Below are 17,429 nucleotides of genomic sequence, written 5' to 3' on the forward strand. Positions count from 1 at the left end.
TCGTTTTTAGGTTTTAAAACTTAACGTTTAGGTTTAATCCAAAGGTTCTAACTGGGGGAACACCTCCCAATTCAAGACCAGGAAAAGTTGCGTTGTAGCTAGATTCGGGATCGATATTATCGGTCTTTTTCATCAGAATAGCCAAGTTTCTTGCTACGAAACTCACGTTAAGCCCTTGAATTTTGTTGTTGAACATTTTAGCTGGAAAATTATACCCTAACACAATCTGTCTCAACTTAATAAAGCTGGCATCTTGTACAAAACGAAAGGATGTATTATTAGCGGTATTTTCGTAAAACTTAGCCGCAGTTACATTTCCTGGGGCATCTAAAGCCTCTCTGTTTGCTAAAGTAGATTGATGCAAACCAAAGATATAACCATAGTAATCAGTAGCAGAAAAGATTTTACCGCCCCATTTACCATCAATTAAAATAGAAAGATTGATTCCTTTATAGTTGAGCTCGTTGTTCCATCCTGCAAACCACTTGTTGTAGGCCGATCCGTAGGCTTTTAAATCTCCCCTTGCAGGCCCGTTTGCATCTTCTACAATTTTACCATTAGCATCATACTTGTAATCATAAGCCATCACTTGAGAGGCAGCTTTACCAGGGATATTTTGTAAGAAACCTACACCAGAACGAGAAGTAGCAATCAACTGGTTATCTACACCCTCTGCTAGAGAAATTACCTTATTATTATTGTAGGTGGCATTTAAAGAAGAAGTCCATATAAAATCTCGGGTTTTTAGTGGCTGTCCAGATAGCAACATTTCCCAACCTTTATTTTCTATTTCGCCAGCATTTAAAACCGCACCAGCATAACCTGTAGTGCTGGAAGTGGTTACAAATGAAATCTCATTCTTAGAACGTTTTTTGTACCAAGTTAAATCCAGATTCAACCTACTGTTCAGAAAACGCAATTCTGTACCAAATTCCAATTCAGACGCTTCTGAAGCCACTAACGATGAATTAGGGATATTGCCATTTTTAATAATTCCTAATGGTGAATTATTCAAGTTTTGGCTCATAAAGTCGTAGATTAATGCTGTTTGATAAGGATCTGTTGCCTGTCCTACTACGGCATAACCCGCTCTAATTTTACCGAAGTTTAATACAGACGGCTTCCAAAGTTCGGAGAATACAAAAGAGGCATTAACCGAAGGATAAATGATATATAATTTATTGTCCTTAAGCGGTGTTGCCAAAGTACTGAACCAATCAGAGCGAGCACTTCCAGTCAGGTAAAACCAATCCTTATAAGTAAATTCTAAAGTGCCATAAGCAGATTGAGTTTCAGAATGGTTTTCGCTATATTCTACTGCTTTATTTAGAGCATTTTTAATATTATAAACCCCAAAAATTGCAAAATCAGTTCCGTTATTAGTCATTTGGGATACATCCGTTTTACGATAACTTGCTCCCAAATTAGGCGTTAAGAAAAAGTCGTCACTCAATGTAAATGTTTTTCCAACCAACACATCGGCGTTAATGTCAGAAAACTTGGTTGCTTGTTCGGCAATTTTACCGTTGGCATAGTAACCAGTACCAGAGGGCACCACATTTTTATAGGTATCGTTGTAACTGTCTTGACCTGCTCTTGCTTGTATAAACAAGCCGTTATCTAAGGTATATTTTGCCGTTACCGAAGAGATCAAACGATTACGTTTGGTGTTGTTCACAAATTCATATGCCGCAAACCAAGGGTTGGTGGCATATACATTACCCGTATTATATAATTTTTCACTTTGATCTGCATTACGCCAAGGTTTCAAACTATTAATATTAACACTGGTTGGCAAAAAGATAGCGTTATAATTGGCGTTACCAGCACCATCTGAAACCATTGGTCTATTTTTCACCTGCTCTAAAATATAATTTGCACGAGCATCAATACTTAAGCGTTTGATCGGCGTAAAAATCCCTGCGAAGTTAAACGACTGCCTATTTAAGCCCGAATTAGGCACAATAGAGTTGTTATTCACGTCACTTCCTGATAAACGTATACTACCGCCATCAAAGCTTTTATTCAGCGCCAAGGTATTGGTCCAGGTACCTCCTGTTTTGTAAAAATCTTCGATATTATCTTTTTGTGCACGATATGGCCTGCTCACGCCATCAAATTGGATTACATCACTGCCATCTAGCTTGGCTCCCCAACTTGAACCACCTACTTGAGCAGCTCCCGCAGCGGTAGTTGGTTTTCTGCCATTGGCTCCTTGACCATAAACATATTGCCAGTTGGTACGGTCTATCACTTGCTCGGCAACATAATTGCTATTGAACTCAATACCGCTTCCTTTACCACTTTTGGTGGTAATTAAGATCACTCCTCCTTTTGCACGATAACCATATAATGCAGAGGCCGCAGCTCCTTTTAACACCGAAATGCTTTCAATATCATCTGGGTTAATGTTTCCTATGGCATCTCCCAAATCTGGGGCATTATCCCATTGGCTGCCCTTGTTCCCATTAGGGTTTTGGTTATTTAAACCCACAGGTTTGTTTTCCATGGGTATGCCGTTAATCACGTACAATGGCTGGTTGCTTTGGCTTAAACTTGATACACCACGAATAGTCACACTGATTGCGGCACCAGCACCTCCAGCGGTACTACTGACATCTAGTCCCGGTACTTTGCCAGACAATGAGCTCATCACATTAAGTTCTCTTGCTTTCGTCAATTCTTCCCCTCTCACTTCGCTAACTGCATATCCCAATGCTCTTTTTTCACGTTTGATGCCTAAGGCAGTCACCACTACCTCGCCCAATTGCTTGGAATCTTCTTGCAAAACAACTTCTAAAGTTTTTTTACCTCCTACAGCAATTTCTTGAGATGAAAATCCCTCGTACGACACGACCAAAACGCTATTCTCCGGGACAATAATTGAAAATTCTCCGTTAACATCTGCGGAAGTACCTCTACTTGTACCTTTAACCCTAATGCTGGCTCCAGGCAAAGGAAGTCCCTTTCCATCTTTAACGCTCCCCTTTATGGGCGAATCTTTTACCCGGCTAATGACAATTAGCCCTAGGTCGGAAACCGAATAGTTTAGTTTGGTGTGCTCCAAGATCTCGCTCAGCACATCGGTTACCGGAGTATTGGTTACCTTGATGCTTACATCTTTGTTTACCGGAACATAGTTTGAGCTGTAAACGAAACGGTACTTGCTCTGCTCCTCAATGAGCTTCAGCACCTTTGAAAGCTTGGCTTTCTTCACATCAAGCGAAATTTTCTCCTGCGAGAAAACCGATGCAGAAACGTTTAAACAGGTAATGAACACCACTAAAAAAGACAGTTTCATTAGGATGATAAATTTAAAGAGGCGTCTGTACCTAAAACGCTCTTGCCGTAAGTAATAATTAATCATTATGTTTGTGTTTTGGTTGCGGTTTGTGGCAGCCAGTGTTTTCGCGAACACTGCCATAAATACATCAAAAATTTGCAAAGGGCGATGCTCCAACATCGTCCTTTCGTTTTATTTTGATATCTTAATTTGATCTCCTTTTATTTCATAACTAAATTTTTCTACTTGTTGTAAAGCGTCTAATACGTCCTTGATGGTTTCGTTACTAAAAGTAGCCGTGAAACGATATTTTTCTAGTTCAGGGCTGGTAAACGTAATCTTTACATTGTACCATTTTTCTAACGTGGATTTAATTTCTCCAAAATCTTGGTCAAGGATTTCTATTTTGTTTTGCGTCCAGGCGGTTTCTACCACAGTGCTATCTCTTGCTAGTTGATAGTGATCTATGGTGATTTCTGGATGCGATATTTTCATTTGTCTTTTTTGTGGAGATAGCATTGTAGCAGCTACAGCCTTTTTATACAGCGTGATTTTTTGGCTTGGTTTTAGGGTAATGATACCGCCGCCATTGATAGGTTGCATGGTAATTAAACCACGAATCAAGGTAGCTTCGGAAGTAATTTCATCTGGATAGGATTTTACATTGAATGCTGTTCCCAATACGTTGATTTCAAATTCTGAAGTTTCAACTTTAAAAGGCTTTTTACTGTGGGTTACATCAAAAAAGCCTTCACCTTGTAAGGAAACTAAACGATTGCTTTCATTAAAGCGTTTATCTAGCTTAAGTGTGCTTTTCGAATTTAACCAAACGGTTGAGCCATCCGGAAGCGTCACTTTTTTACGCTCTCCCGCTTTAGTTTGGTATATTTGGGTATAAACGGCTGGCACAGGTTTTTGTTCGGTAAAGAAAATAGACCCCAAGCCTATCACCAGCAACACTGCCGCTGCAACCGACCACCAAATCCGTCTTGATTTTAATGGCACCACTTTCACTTGTTCAAACGATTGCTGGAATGCCAGTATCCGCTCATTCAGCTTTGCTTTGTTGCCGCTTAAAAGCCGATAAAGTTTTTCAGCCTCAGCAATGGTTGGCTGTTGTTCAGGATGTTGCGAAATGTACTTGGTCCAATAATCAATAGACAACTGGTCAGTACCTGCACAATAGTGCTGAAATGTCGCATCAATTAAAAAGTCCTCGGCTTCGAATTTGCTCCTATCTATCATTTGTATTTGCACCTTTTAAAGACAGTGCCACAAATCGGAGATTTTTCCTAAAGATTTTTTAACTTTTTTTTTAACACCCCAAAAAACACTGGTTATTTTAGAAGCTATTCAACTCCTTGCGCAATACCTTTAAGGCATCGTAAATGGTATTGTAGGCGGTTTTGATGGTCTGATTGGTTTGCTCGGCAATCTGCTCATAGCTAAGTCCCTCAAAAAATTTCAAATGGATAAGCTGCTTTTGCCTAAAGGTGAGTTTGGCCAGGGCCTGCTTAAGTTGGTAGCGCACAATTTCATCGCTTTGCACTTTTACAATAAACTCTTCGTAGCTCATTTCCATCCATTCACCTTCGTCGCCGGCTTTAAAAAGTGCTTCGTGGATTTTACGCTCCTTTTCCAACAAGCGCAAGAGTTTTCTTTTAAGGAAGGTCCTAAGGTAGGCTTCTACATTTTCTACCCTGGCGAGGTTCTCTCTTTTTTCCCAAATGGAAGTAAACACATCATCGGTTGCCTGGCTCGACAGATCTGTGTTTCCGCAAACTCTTAGGCCAAAATTAACCAGACGGTAATAGAGCGCCTTGTATAAATCGAAGAATGCGTCACGGTCGCCCATGCAAATTCTTTCCCATAACAATTGATGAGCTAGCTGATGATCCATTTGGTTAGTTAGGTCGCAATAATAAATATTTATGTCTGAATAAAAAATTCAGCGCTTAGTTTATCGGTTTTTTAAACGTTCAGATTTGCGCAGCTCCCTCCTGGCCCTCCGTTTCTCCCGTTCGTCTTTCATATTTTCAAATTTGGAGACATAGCTTTTGATTTCCGCAATTTTTTCCGGAGTAAATCCCACACTGTATTTCACTCCCTGAAACAGGGTTTTCCAAATAAAATTGAAGAATGAACCTGTAGGTTTGCGCTTGTAGTTGATGGTTGCCAGGGCAAATCTCCCATCGTCAGCGGGGTTATCTGAATAAATGATGATTGCATTGGCCAATAAAGATAAAAGCCCCAAACGTTTTAACCGCTGCCCGCCCTCGTGCTGTTTCATCAAGCCCAGGGACAAATCGTTGTACACAAATTTCAGCCTTCCGGTGGCTATATCTTCATTGGCCTTAATATCAAAAGCCAATTTACGGATCATGCAGCTTTTTATTTGCACCATGGCCAATGGCTTAGTGATGTAGTTCAACTGCCTACCGTCCATCTCCTGTAGCTGGCCTTTGTAGGAAAAATCGGCCTGAGGTGCCATGGTGTTAAATTTGAAGTTAACACTCAGTTTTCCCTGCTCCATTAAATAGCTTACAAGGTTTGCTTCAATCATGGGATCTACCTTTTTGTACTTCATTTGATTGGTTACATTGCTGATCATCCCAGAGGTATTGTTAAAACTGATCCGTCCTTTTTGCTTGCTTTTTGCGTCAAACTCCGCATAGCTGATGTCTAATTTATGGAGCAGGATTTTCTTTAACATGATCGGGATTTTGATTTTCTGCAACAGCTGATGGGGGAACCTTCCCGTTTTATCCCGGATCAGTTTGGGATACGAATTATCGTTAAACACCGATAAAAAACCATTGGCAACCTGCATTTCATCAGCCAAAATTTCGCCCTTTTTAATGTAGGAGGCCAAATTGATCCCATATAGGTCGATATTGTTGAGCTGCAAAGAGTATCGGTCTCTGGCATAGCCGCTAACTTTAGCAAAATCCTGTTCAGCATAACGAGGCGTCAACGCAAATTCTTTGATATTCAGCCTTTTTGCGGCGGCGCTAAATTCAAACTGGCTAGCCTTGATATAGTACATGCTATCTGGCGTGGCGTAGGTATAATTGTTAAGATACACATAGGCATCCTTTAACAGGTAAAACCTATTTTTATCCGCTGCCGAAGTCGAATCGATCAACCAATCTTTTAGCGTGATGGTAAGGTTAGAGACCGTATCTGATTCTGCTATTGAATCGTTTTTATTTACATACTTAAAACTTGCATTTTTGAAATCGATGGTTTTGATATGCAACGCCCTAAAAATGGATTTGATATAGTCGTATGGTGATTTTTCAGGTGTTGGCGGGCTATTTTCGTTAAAAGGGAAAGACCTGTTCACCATCGTAATATGAGGTTGGTCAAAGAGCAGCAGGTCAATATCCAGCCGCTTGTTGAAATAAATTTTAAAGGGGTGGAAATTCTTGATGCTCAATTTTTCAAGATGAATAAAATACAGATTATTGGGCGCCTTTTGCGCTGCAATCAGCTTTTGATAAGCAAGGGTATCGGGCACTAGCCTCACTTTGGTTAAAGAGGCATTTCCCATAAAGGCATTTACACGTACCTGATCAAACTGGATATCGTAAAGCCCGTTGGTGGCCTTTTTTACAATAGCGGCAAGCTGCTGCTGTACAAGCGGTTTTATTTTTCCGGCAACATACCAGGAAAGGCCAAGCGCTGAGGCCACTAAAAACAGTAAAATAAAGGTAATGTACTTAAATTTTCTGCTTCTGATGATCTTCTTTAGCGTCATGGGCCTAAATGGGGTTAACAACCCAAGATACGGAATTTATTTTTACACAGATCGTTTAAACTCTCCTTGCCTGTTCTCTCCACAGAGGATATATCGTTGCATGGCCAACCAGGCACACCAGATATTGTGGTGGAGCCCAAATTGGCACTAAATTTTACTTTTTCTTTGGTTCTGGCATTTTCTTCATGGGAACAATGCCGATGCCCACGGCTTCCCTCATACCCTTAAATACGGTTTTCCACATTAAGTTAAAGAAAGAAGCCTGGGGCACTCGCTCATGTGTAACGGTCACCTTCCTGGCTTTTTCACCCGGAATATTATCATCCTTAATTAGCATGGTATTGGCTAAAAACGACAATAGGCCTTTCTTTTTTTCCTTTCCATTTTCATCTTCACCAAGCATTTTGATTTTTAAATCGGTATAGAAAAAACTGACCACACCCCTTGAACCACTGTTATTTGCCGAAACGTCAAAATAGGCACCGGTCACTTTTCCACTTTCTATGGCTATTTGTCCCAAGGGCTTCGAAATGGCATTCAAGGCCTTTAAGTCAAAAGCCTTTACGGTACCTTTGTATTGAAATGCTGCATTTTTAGCTGTGAGGTTAAAATCTATTTTAACGTTCATTTCAGCGGTCCCCATCACGTAGGCGGTCAGGTCTGCATACGCATGGTTTCGCAAAGATAGCCTAGCACTATCATTACTTAAGTTGCTAATGGTACCGTTTAGGCCATTTAATTTTACCGTCCCAATTTCTTTGGTTTTTGGATTATACTCACCATAGGCCACATCTATTTTGGCAATTTTCAAACGTTCAACAATGGTTGGAACGGGCAATCTGCGCAATGCTACATGCGGGAAATTCCTAGCTTTATCGATATTGGGCGGTGGCAATTCACGGTTCATGAAAACATCTACGCTGGCCGGGCCTAAATTCACTTCTTTTACGTACAGTTCACCATTATTATTTAGGCCTACATAATCTATCCCTGCCAAACTAATCTTTCGAAAATCCAAATCGTATCTATCCTTTTGCGTGCTGTATTTTCTACTGAAAGTAAGCTTTGGATACATAGGAACCATTTTAAAACCTCTTACTTCTAGATCTCTCCCAGTAATTGATCCCCGCAAAGTGTCCAGCTTTAAGGTGTACATTTTATCTTTCGTTACCGATTGATATCCCAACAGTTCAAACCCGATATTCCTGCTATGGAAAACCCTGGTAGTATCAAATTGGGATAACGAGTCAATCAGGATGTCTTTTACGCTAATCGAAAGATGCTTTACTTCATTTAATTTTTGCTTGCCATGATAATAGTCGAAATTGGCATCCTGCACCTTTATCTGTCCTACCGAAATGGATTTTAACGACTTAGAAATCAACTGATATAAAGTCTGTTCCTCTTTTGCAGGAACCTTACGTTTAGGTACTTTATGATAAATCATATCAATAGACGGTTGGTCCAAGATAATGGCTTTTAGTGCCACTTTCTTTTTAAAGTAAGCCGTTAACACGCCCAACCTTGATATTTTCAAATGTGCCAGCTTTATCCTGAAAAGATGTGCAGGTGCGGCCCTATTGGCCCTTAACTGATTGAAAACCGAAGTATCTGGCACCAGGCTGATGCTATCCAAAACAGCCGTTCCGGTAATTAAATTAAGCCGGATGTCTTTAAAATCAATTCGATATAGTCCCTGGGAGGCTTCCTTTACCCCATCTTTGATTTTGGCAGTTAAAGTTGGCTTCCATTTGGCACTTAAAACTAATGCTGCAATGCCTAGCAAAACAACAATTGCCCCAACAATACCACCGGCCCAATACCAGAATTTACGTTTACGATAGAATGTAGTTGTGCTCATCACCTTTTTGTTTGTATCCTTTTAAGACAAAAACCAACGGACTATTGTTTGCTGATCATAAGTGGATTGTAAAATTACTGCCATTCTGTCATTTGTGATTAAATTTTTGTACTTTTGAAGCCCATAAAAACAATTGTTGAATGATCGATTTCAAGCTTCAGGATAAAACGCATGATGAATCTCGCCAAGGAGAAGCGTTGGTATTAGATAAAAAAGGTGATGGAAAAAAGCTTTACATAGAAAGCTACGGTTGCCAAATGAATTTCGCAGACAGTGAAATTGTAGCCTCCATTCTTTCCGAAACCGGTTTTGAAACTACTTCCGACTATCAAACGGCAGATGTTATTTTCATCAATACCTGCTCCATCCGCGAAAATGCCGAACAGCGTGTGCGCAACAGGCTGTCGCAGTTTGGGGTAGAAAAACGTAGAAACCCCAAACTGGTAGTGGGCGTTTTAGGCTGTATGGCTGAGCGCCTGAAATCCAAATTTTTAGAAGAGGAAAAATTGGTAGACGTAGTGGTTGGTCCTGACGCCTACCGTGACCTACCCAAACTGATTAACGAGGTAGAAGATGGCCGTAAAGCGGTAAACGTGATTTTATCCCGCGAAGAAACTTACGCTGATATCAGCCCTGTTCGTTTAACAGGCAACGGCATCAGTGCTTTTATTTCCATTACCCGTGGTTGCGATAACATGTGCTCTTTCTGCGTAGTACCTTTTACCCGTGGCCGCGAGCGTAGCAGAGATCCTAAAACAATTGTGAATGAAGCCGTCCAGCTTTTTGAGCAAGGCTACCGCGAAGTAACCTTATTGGGCCAAAACGTAGATTCTTATCACTGGAAAGATGGCCAGGAAGTAAAAAGCAAAGCAGATGACCTGCAAGACGACATGAACACCCTAACCGGCGACGCCCTGTTGGAAGCGCTGGTGAATAAAACCGACCTGCCCGAAAAACGTGGCGACCATAGCCACGATGCTATTGAAGGCAGCGTAAACTTTGCACAATTAATGGCCATGGTGGCCGAAATAAGTCCCGAGCTAAGGGTTCGTTTCTCTACCTCGCACCCTAAGGACATTACCGATGAGGTACTACATACCATTGCCAAATATGACAACATTTGCAACTATATCCACTTGCCGGTACAAAGCGGCAACAGCCGGATTTTAAAACTCATGAACCGTACCTATGACCGTGAGTGGTATATGGACCGTGTAGATGCCATTAAACGGATTATTCCAGGCTGTGCCATATCAACAGATATCATCACTGGTTTTTGTACGGAAACCGAGGAAGAACATCAGGATACTTTGAGCATGATGGACCATGTGGTTTACAGCTTTGCCTACCAATTTGCCTACTCTGAGCGTCCGGGAACTTTGGCCGCACGCAGGTACAAAGACGATATTCCGGAGGAAGTAAAATTGCGCCGCCTAAACGAAGTGATCCAAAAACAGCAGGAAGGGTCACATGCCTACATCAAAAATTTTGTGGGCAAAACCGTAAAGGTGCTTGTTGAGGGCTTCTCCAAAAAATCCGACAAAGAATATAGAGGCCGAAACGACGAGAACGTAATGGTGGTTTTCCCAGTAACAGACACCGTAAAACCTGGCGAGTACGCAAATGTTTTAGTAGAGCGCTGCACCATTGCAACATTAATAGGCAAAGTGGTTTGATTTTTAGATTGAACCGATGCCAATAAAGACCATAATGCGAAAAGATAGACCTAAACACATCAGTTAATTGACGATTTTAGATTCACCGGACGTTACGGCAATCGTAATTCTAAAATCTAAATTCGTAAATCTAGAATAATGGATACACAAAGCATTAAACAACGTTTCGGCATTATTGGCAACTCGCCTTTATTGAACCGAGCGATAGATACGGCCAGCCAAGTTGCCCCTACAGACATGTCGGTTTTAATTACTGGCGAAAGCGGAAGCGGTAAAGAGGTTTTTTCGCACATCATTCATCAGTTGAGCACCCGCAAGCATGGTACTTTTATTGCGGTAAACTGCGGCGCCATTCCCGAAGGCACCATTGACTCGGAACTATTTGGCCATGAGAAAGGCTCTTTTACCGGGGCCCACGAAGCCCGAAAAGGTTATTTTGAAGTGGCAAATGGCGGTACCATATTTTTAGATGAAGTGGCCGAACTGCCTTTAGGTACCCAGGCCCGTTTACTCCGTGTATTGGAAAGTGGCGAGTATTTACGCGTAGGCTCATCTAAAGTGCAAAAAACCGATGTAAGGATTATTGCCGCCACCAATGTAGATGTTTACGAAAGCGTACGCAAAGGCAAATTCCGTGAAGATTTATATTACCGCTTAAACACCGTTCCCCTGCGTATTCCGCCTTTGAGAGAGCGTAAGGATGACATTTACCTGCTATTCAGAAAATTTGTTTCGGACTTTAGCAACAAATACCGCACGCCCGGCATACAACTGGATAACGAAGCCGTACAAATACTCAGCAATTACAGTTGGCCTGGTAATGTTAGGCAATTGAAAAATATTGCAGAACAGATTTGTGTGCTTGAAAAAGACCGCAATGTAACTGCTACCGCTTTGCTGAACTATATCCCTAACGAGCAAAACAGTAATTTGCCGATGGCGGTAAGCAGCAGCAGTAAAGAAGACTTTTCAGAGCGGGACATTCTTTACAAAGTATTGTTCGACATGAAGAAGGATATGGTAGAACTGAAAAAATTAGTGGCAGAGATTATCCAGAACGGAGGCAACAACCTGGCACACGTTATTGCCGATAACCCACAGTATATTAACCAGCTTTACCAAGATGTAGACCTGAACAATCATTCAACCGAACCAACGTTAACCATTAAGCATCCTTCGCAGAATATCCCTAACGACTTTAATTTTGCGCATGATGCCGAAGAAGTGGAAGAATCTCTATCTCTGGTTGACAAAGAATCGGATTTGATCAAAAAGGCATTGAAAAAGCATAAAGGTAAACGCAAATTTGCAGCACAGGAGCTTGGCATATCTGAACGTACACTCTACAGAAAAATAAAAGAGCTAAATCTATAACAAATGAAAAAATTATTGTTTTTTTTAGCCATTGTGATGGTAGCAGGTTGCAGTTATAAATTTAACGGCGCTTCTATCCCTCCGGCAATGAAAACGCTTAACGTGCGTTTTTTTGAAAACAACGCCCCCTTGGTAATCCCTACTTTGGCACAATCTTTCACCGAAGACTTAAAGGAGCGCATTCGTACGCAAAGCAGGCTGAGCATTACCCAAAATGATGCCGATGCCGTTATGGAAGGCCGAATTACCAGTTATGAAATTAAACCTGTAGCCTTTACCGATAACAGGCAACCTACTGCTGGCGCCAACCGGCTAACCATTTCCGTATTTGTAAAATACACCAACAATCTCGATACTGGAAAAGTAAAAACCAGCTTCGAGGAAACATTTAGCGCTTTTACAGAATTTCCAGCAAGCCAAAACTTTCAGTCCCAAGAACAAGCCCTCATTAAAAAGGTAACCACACAACTTACCGAAAACATTTTTAACCGTGCTTTTGCGCAATGGTAAATAAAAATGTATTTTCAATTGTTAACTTAGCGCAATGGAGTTGAATATAGAGAAAACGCAACAACTTGAAAAACTACTTGCTAAGCCAACTTTGGCCACACAAGAGCACATCCCCTTTTTGCAAAATCTCATCGACGATTATCCCTATTTCCAGCCCCTGCACCTATTGCTTGCCAAAGCAAACGGCGCCCATGATAATCAGCAAAACATACTGACCAAAGCGGCACTTTACACCAATGGTGGCATTTTGCACCGCATACTGCATGAACCACAGCACTTGCAAATGGTTGAAGAAATAGAGGTGGTTACCAATCCGGCCTGGAAAAACAACCTACAGATCAGCATCACTGCTAAAACGGTTGAAGTAGCCCCCGCAGCGCCTACCGTAGCTAACCAATCAACAACAACTGCCGAGGTTCCCGAAATGGAAAATCAGGAGCAATCTTCTCACGAAACAGCGGTACCCGAACCTGTACGCAACGAGGAACCATTAACCGAAAAAACTGCTCCCCAAGAGATTATAGCCCCAGAAATTGAAAACCTGGAACCACTGCACCATGAAGTGATTGCGGTAGATCATGATCCCGAAGGAGAAAAAATTGTGGCTGAGGAAAACGGATCCGCGGCAACTACCCCGCAGGATTTTGTTGTGCCAGAGATTGAAAACCTGGAGCCCTTGCAAAACGAAGTCATCAAAGTTTGTGAACCAACTCCAGCAATCACAAACCATATTCCCTCCCAACAGCTTAAGGAAACCGATGAGCAGGAAACTTTCGAGGAAATTGGCGAAGTTGCACTTACCGAAGAACATCTATCGAAACCCGAAACGGAAGAAACCATACCCGAAGTAGCACAGCAACAGGAACCTACCGACCTAGAAATGGCCTTCGAGCAGCAAGATGAGCCCCTCGGCAATGAAACCGGTGAACCAATTGACGAGAGTTTGGCCAATGCCAACTTCTTTGCCTTTGAGCCCAGCTTTGAAACCGAATTTGTTGTGGAACAAGAAAAAGAGGTGCACACCGAAACGGAACAAACGCCCGTGCAAATTCAAAAGGAAAGCCCAAATGACGAGGTGCATACCCCTGAAAATGTGGTGAGCAAATACGATGACGACAAGCTTCCTTTTACCTTTTTATGGTGGCTGGCCAAAACCCGCAAAAACTATGAACAGGTTTTTAGGCCTTTTGCTTCGCCAGCAAAATCAAGTACAGCAACACAGGATCTGCAACAACAATACGTGGAAAATATTTTCCATATACAGGCACCTTTTGAACCCGGAAAGGAAGCAGAAGTTCCAACCACTGAAAAACCCACAAAGGAAAGCCACATCATTGATTCGTTCATTAAAAACGATCCGCAAATAAAGGCATTAAAGCCACATCAAATCAACAACGAAAACAAAGCTAAACGAAGTGCCGAGGACAATTACGACATGGTATCTGAAACTTTGGCCCAAATCTATATCGAGCAAATGCTTTATCACAAGGCAATAGATACTTATCAAAAATTAAGTTTGAAATTTCCAGAAAAAAGCCGTTACTTTGCCGACCTTATACAGTCTTTGGAAAAGAAAATTTAAAATTATTATACGATATGTTAATCTTATTTATTGTTTTATTGGTCATTGTATGCGTAGCACTAGGTCTATTTGTATTGATACAAAACCCTAAAGGTGGTGGTTTGGCTACTGGTGGCGCAAGTAGCAACATGTTTGGTGTACAACGCACTGGCGATGTGTTAGAAAAAGGAACTTGGGTTTTATTGGCCCTAATTGTAGTGTTCTCTTTAGCAATTACTGCAATGAGCAAATCAGGAACAACCTCAGGTACTGGTTCAAAAATTGATGAGCATATCAATAAAGCAGCTACGCCATCTCCAATTGGCAGCGGATTGCCTACCAAACAAGCGGATCCAGCAGCAGCACCTAAAGCTACTGACACCACCAAAAAATAGATTTCTATAAAACGAAATATAAATGTAAGCTCCTTGGTTAACCGCCAAGGAGTTTTTTTTATTTCCATGCGGTTTTCAATTTAGCGCCATCTTTACCAGCAATTGTCAAGCAGTATTTATTTTCTATATTTGAGCAAGTCATTTAATTTTCTTGAAAAGATCACTCCTCATGGTTTTTGGTTGTTTGCTTTTTTCCAACTTAGCAAACGCACAACATAAGGCCGATAGCATACAAGTTGCCGTTGCCCCAAACTATAATAATGTAGGCAAGTTCCATCGCTTTTTATTTGGCGAAAACTATCGCAAAACCTGGGCAGCTCCAGTTAAAATAAGAGTATTCAATATCCAGCAGGAAAAAGGCGGGCTTAAAATTGTGAAGCTGGGCGGCGGCATGCAAACCCGTTCCCTACGGTTAGAAGATAATGCCGGGCGCCAGTATGTACTGCGCACCTTACAAAAATATCCAGAAAGGGCTCTTCCAGCAAACCTTAAGGAAACCATTGCTAAAGATATTTTACAGGACCAAGTGACCACAGCTAATCCATTTGCCGCACTTACCGTTCCTCCATTGGCCAATGCGCTTAACATTCCGCACATGAACCCTGAGGCGGTATACGTAGCCGATGATCCAGGGCTGGGCGAATACCGAAAAGATTTTGCCAACCAGGTTTTCCTGTTCGAAGAACGAATTCCTGATGAAAGTGAAAAAAGCGTCAATACCGATAAGCTGATTAAAAACCTGCAAAAGGATAATGATGAACTGATTGATCAAAAGATTGTTTTAAGGGCACGCTTATTGGACATGCTGTTGGGCGATTGGGACAGGCACGAAGATCAATGGCGATGGGACAAAACCAAAACGGGCAAACAGGTGCTATACACCCCCATTCCCCGAGACCGCGACCAAGTTTATTATCAAACGTCGGGCATTTTCCCTTGGATTGTATCGCACCAATGGCTAAAATCTAAATTTCAACCTTACAAGGATGAGATAAGGGATATTAACGGCTGGAATTTTAATGCAAGATATTTTGACCGTTCGTTTTTAAATGCCCTTAGCCAGCAGGATTGGGAAGAGCAAATTGCCTATGTACAACAGCACCTCCCCGATTCGCTCGTTTATCGTGCCATGAAAAGGATGCCACCATCCGTTTACGAAATTTCGGGCAAGCAACTGGCCGAAACCTTTATCCAAAGACGAAATCGCTTAGCTAAACAAGCAATAGATTATTATCAATTCATTTCAATTTACGTTGATATTCCTGCCAGTGACAAACATGAAAAGCTGGTTTTGGACTATCGCGAAAATGGAGAAATAGCGGTAACCATTTATAAAACCAAAAAAGAAGGCAATGTAGAAGGGATTATTTACCAACGCACATTCGTTCCACAGGTGACCAAGGAAATTAGGCTGTATGGTTATGGTGGAAATAATGCCTTTGAAGTGAAAGGACAACAAAAATCAAATATTAAGGTGCGCTTAATAGGTGGACAAGATTCGGATTCCTATCAAATTGACAACGATTTTGCAAATGCCAACAAGCTGTTGATATATGACGATAAAGGAAGTAAAAACAACTTGCCCAACAAAAAGCTGGCAACGCTTAGGTTATCAAACGACACGGCTGTTTACAATTACAATAGAAAAAGCTTTGCTTACGACAGGTTTGAAATAGTAGTACTTCCCGAATACAACAACGACAATGGAGTATCTGTTAATTTTGGATTCAGAGATACCAAGCATGGGTTTAGAAAAGAACCTTATGCTTTTAAACATGAACTGATTGCCAATTACTCCATTCCCCGCAAATCGTTCTCGATAGGTTATGAGGCCGACTGGAAGAAACTTATCGGCAATTACGATCTCAACATTAAAGCTTCCTCGCAGGGCCCCAATAACGTGGGCAACTTTTTTGGCGTAGGCAACAACTCCCAATTTATGGCTTACCTACCTGATGATGATGGCGAATTTGACAACGACCAGGATGATAAAATACCTTTTTTCCGTAACAGATATGACCTGGTAGATGCCGATGTGAGCTTAAAACGCCGCTTTGGCAATTTTGAGTTAAGCGCCGGGATCAGTAACCAATTTTACAACAGTGCCTACTCCAATAATGCCAATAAATTTTTGGGGCTTTACCAAAGTACATTCCCTGGCGAAAATGTGTTTGGCACCAAATGGTACACTGGACTAAAATTTATGGCCGTTTATGATACCAGGAACAATCCATTAATGCCTACCAAAGGACTTTACTGGCAAGCTACGCTTAGGGGGCTTCAACAATTGAACGAAAACCATTTACGTTCGGGCACCTTCCATACCGACTTTACCGCATACCTTAATCCTGACGGTCACGGCAGTTTTGTGATGGCCAATCGTAGTGGTGTAGCTGCAAGCGCAGGCGATCCCGCATTTTTCCAGATGGTTAAATTGGGCGGTTCCGTGAACTTAAGAGGATTTTACAGAGGTCGCTTTACGGGCACTTCATTAGCTTTCAACAACCTTGAGCTAAGGTTAAAAGTGCTTGATTTCAACTCCTACCTTTTCCCCGGCAAGCTTGGCCTGATTGGTTTCCATGATATTGGACGGGTTTGGTCTAAAGGTGTTCAATCCAACACGTGGCACAACGGCTATGGTGGTGGGATATTTTTCTCCCCTGCCGATCTTCTGTTATTACAAGCTGTAGTAGGTACCTCGAAAGAAAGCACGATGACCTATGTGGGAATGGGTTTCCGTTTTTAGCTAAAGTATTTTGTAATTATTTCACACGTTTTATTAAATCTTTAGAGATTCCTCCCATCGTTGGAATGAATAATTTCATTCTTCTTTGCGCACCTTTGCGAATACTTATAGAACCTTTGCGTTAAAGTTTTTTTTAAAACGCAAAGTAAGGAAGGTGGACGCTAAGAACGCAAAGACATAAGGATAGCATTGACGAAGCAACCCCTGCCCTCATTACTTGCAAAAACCTGCGTTAAATAGCCCCGATAGTAGCGGGCACGAAG

The 17,429-nt window shown here is 41.5% G+C and carries 11 protein-coding genes; 6 read left to right on the forward strand and 5 right to left on the reverse strand.

Annotated features, from left to right (window positions below; genetic code table 11):
• Positions 1–13: 13 nt before the first annotated feature.
• From DUT71_RS16630 to DUT71_RS16650, 5 genes are all read right to left on the reverse strand, one after another.
• On the reverse strand, positions 14–3,301 hold the full coding sequence (locus DUT71_RS16630) for a SusC/RagA family TonB-linked outer membrane protein (protein ID WP_240186966.1): 3,288 nt from the start codon (positions 3,299–3,301) through the stop codon (positions 14–16).
• A 174-nt stretch (positions 3,302–3,475) separates the two neighbouring features.
• Positions 3,476–4,528, reverse strand: coding sequence for a FecR family protein (locus DUT71_RS16635; RefSeq protein WP_113663676.1), 1,053 nt, complete (start codon positions 4,526–4,528; stop codon positions 3,476–3,478).
• 97 nt (positions 4,529–4,625) lie between these two features.
• A complete protein-coding gene (locus tag DUT71_RS16640; RefSeq protein ID WP_113663677.1) occupies positions 4,626–5,183 on the reverse strand; it encodes an RNA polymerase sigma factor in 558 nt (185 codons plus the stop codon).
• 60 nt (positions 5,184–5,243) lie between these two features.
• Positions 5,244–7,043, reverse strand: coding sequence for an AsmA family protein (locus DUT71_RS16645; protein ID WP_113663678.1), 1,800 nt, complete (start codon positions 7,041–7,043; stop codon positions 5,244–5,246).
• Between the two features lie 154 nt (positions 7,044–7,197).
• Positions 7,198–8,904 (reverse strand): AsmA family protein, encoded by a 1,707-nt coding sequence (locus DUT71_RS16650; RefSeq protein WP_113663679.1) that lies wholly within the window; start codon positions 8,902–8,904, stop codon positions 7,198–7,200.
• Positions 8,905–9,044: 140 nt separating this feature from the next.
• Here DUT71_RS16650 and DUT71_RS16655 point away from each other — a divergent pair, with 140 nt between their 5' ends.
• The 6 genes from DUT71_RS16655 (at position 9,045) to DUT71_RS16680 (ending at position 17,166) form a co-directional block, all read left to right on the forward strand.
• The gene (locus DUT71_RS16655) at positions 9,045–10,580 is read left to right on the forward strand and encodes a MiaB/RimO family radical SAM methylthiotransferase (protein ID WP_113663680.1); all 1,536 of its coding nucleotides are present in this window, start codon (positions 9,045–9,047) and stop codon (positions 10,578–10,580) included.
• Positions 10,581–10,718: 138 nt separating this feature from the next.
• Positions 10,719–11,954: a sigma-54 interaction domain-containing protein gene (locus DUT71_RS16660; RefSeq protein ID WP_113663681.1), complete on the forward strand. Its 1,236-nt coding sequence runs from the start codon at positions 10,719–10,721 to the stop codon at positions 11,952–11,954.
• Between the two features lie 3 nt (positions 11,955–11,957).
• Positions 11,958–12,464: an LptE family protein gene (locus tag DUT71_RS16665; protein WP_113663682.1), complete on the forward strand. Its 507-nt coding sequence runs from the start codon at positions 11,958–11,960 to the stop codon at positions 12,462–12,464.
• 34 nt (positions 12,465–12,498) lie between these two features.
• On the forward strand, positions 12,499–14,046 hold the full coding sequence (locus DUT71_RS16670) for a hypothetical protein (RefSeq protein WP_113663683.1): 1,548 nt from the start codon (positions 12,499–12,501) through the stop codon (positions 14,044–14,046).
• 14 nt (positions 14,047–14,060) lie between these two features.
• Positions 14,061–14,420: a preprotein translocase subunit SecG gene (gene secG / locus DUT71_RS16675; RefSeq protein WP_113663684.1), complete on the forward strand. Its 360-nt coding sequence runs from the start codon at positions 14,061–14,063 to the stop codon at positions 14,418–14,420.
• A 151-nt stretch (positions 14,421–14,571) separates the two neighbouring features.
• Positions 14,572–17,166, forward strand: a complete 2,595-nt coding sequence (locus DUT71_RS16680) for a BamA/TamA family outer membrane protein (protein ID WP_162796086.1) — start codon at positions 14,572–14,574, stop codon at positions 17,164–17,166.
• Positions 17,167–17,429 lie beyond the last annotated feature (263 nt).

Origin of the sequence: Pedobacter nanyangensis, assembly GCF_003313505.1 — a bacterium.
Lineage (GTDB): Bacteria > Bacteroidota > Bacteroidia > Sphingobacteriales > Sphingobacteriaceae > Pedobacter > Pedobacter nanyangensis.

Coding starts and splice junctions, on each gene's coding strand:
- DUT71_RS16630 (WP_240186966.1), bottom strand. CDS start 3,301: ATGAAACTGTCTTTTTTAGTGGTGTTCATTACCTGTTTAAACGTTTCT.
- DUT71_RS16635 (WP_113663676.1), bottom strand. CDS start 4,528: ATGATAGATAGGAGCAAATTCGAAGCCGAGGACTTTTTAATTGATGCG.
- DUT71_RS16640 (WP_113663677.1), bottom strand. CDS start 5,183: ATGGATCATCAGCTAGCTCATCAATTGTTATGGGAAAGAATTTGCATG.
- DUT71_RS16645 (WP_113663678.1), bottom strand. CDS start 7,043: ATGACGCTAAAGAAGATCATCAGAAGCAGAAAATTTAAGTACATTACC.
- DUT71_RS16650 (WP_113663679.1), bottom strand. CDS start 8,904: ATGAGCACAACTACATTCTATCGTAAACGTAAATTCTGGTATTGGGCC.
- DUT71_RS16655 (WP_113663680.1), top strand. CDS start 9,045: ATGATCGATTTCAAGCTTCAGGATAAAACGCATGATGAATCTCGCCAA.
- DUT71_RS16660 (WP_113663681.1), top strand. CDS start 10,719: ATGGATACACAAAGCATTAAACAACGTTTCGGCATTATTGGCAACTCG.
- DUT71_RS16665 (WP_113663682.1), top strand. CDS start 11,958: ATGAAAAAATTATTGTTTTTTTTAGCCATTGTGATGGTAGCAGGTTGC.
- DUT71_RS16670 (WP_113663683.1), top strand. CDS start 12,499: ATGGAGTTGAATATAGAGAAAACGCAACAACTTGAAAAACTACTTGCT.
- secG (WP_113663684.1), top strand. CDS start 14,061: ATGTTAATCTTATTTATTGTTTTATTGGTCATTGTATGCGTAGCACTA.